The organism is Rheinheimera riviphila (genome assembly GCF_004005945.1).
Lineage (GTDB): Bacteria > Pseudomonadota > Gammaproteobacteria > Enterobacterales > Alteromonadaceae > Pararheinheimera > Pararheinheimera riviphila.
The window spans coordinates 1-255 of record NZ_SACS01000087.1; the positions used below are offsets into that span (position 1 = coordinate 1).

The following is a 255-nucleotide window of genomic DNA, read 5'->3' on the forward strand; positions in this document are numbered from 1 at the left end:
GTTCCTGATGCATCAAAGCGATGTCAGGCTGGCGTTTGAGCCTGGACGAGTTTTTACCTTTATAGACAGCTTTTTCTAACTCGGTATCGCTGGTTTCATCAGGCAATGGCCAGCTTAAACCGCTGGTCGAAAAGCGCGACAAGATCTCGCTAACAGTGGCGGGCCCGACAGAGCAGCACTTACTGATGTCTCGTAAGCTGAGGCCAGCATCAAAGCGAAGTCTCAGAATGTCTTTAATTTTGCTCATATCTGTTC

1 pseudogene is annotated in these 255 nt (G+C 48.6%); it reads right to left on the reverse strand.

The features are described 5' to 3' along the window. Positions 1-255: pseudogene (locus EOE67_RS20740) on the reverse strand (helix-turn-helix domain-containing protein); the annotation flags it as partial.